The 529-nt window shown below is 78.4% G+C and carries 1 protein-coding gene and 1 pseudogene; both read right to left on the reverse strand.

From position 1 onward, the window contains the following. The coding region (locus tag JMF97_RS30495; protein WP_203224665.1) for a hypothetical protein at positions 1-344 on the reverse strand (344 nt) is incomplete at its 3' end. Then, positions 341-529: pseudogene (locus JMF97_RS30500) on the reverse strand (WxL protein peptidoglycan domain-containing protein); the annotation flags it as partial. The pseudogene JMF97_RS30500 and the gene JMF97_RS30495, both read right to left, overlap by 4 nt.

Raw genomic sequence — 529 nt, forward strand, 5'->3', positions numbered from 1 at the left:
GGGAGGGCGGGCGGCGCGGAGGCCGGCCGGGACGCGGCAGGGGTGGTCACCCGCCCCGTGCAGGGGCAACGGCCGGGTGGGCCACGGACGGTCAGCGGGGGCCCACCGGGGCCGCCAGCGGGCAGGTGGACCTGCGCCGAACTGTCCACCGCGCAGCGTGCCGGCGCGCCCGCGCCACACAGCTCGATGCGGACCGTACCGTCGGGCCAGCCGGTGAGCCGGACCAGCACCTGCTCCCCCGGCCTCGCCTCGGCCCGGTCCACGCCGACATGAGGGCCGGGATCCGGGGCACCGGTCAGGGCGAGCGCGGCGACCCGGGCGAGAGCGGAGATCGCGAGCCTCACGTCTTGACCGTAGGCGGTAGACGCCGCCCCGAGCGCAGACGGATGACCAGCAGCCAGCCGAGCCCGCTGAGCAGGACGGCGGCGACGACCCCCGCTACGGCCAAGGGGCTGCCTGTACGGCGCACCGTCGGCAGGACCCGGTCGGGGGTGGGCCGGGCGACCACCGCGGCGGCCTGTCGCCGTCC

The organism is Micromonospora fiedleri (assembly GCF_016774385.1).
GTDB classification, from domain to species: domain Bacteria; phylum Actinomycetota; class Actinomycetes; order Mycobacteriales; family Micromonosporaceae; genus Micromonospora; species Micromonospora gifhornensis.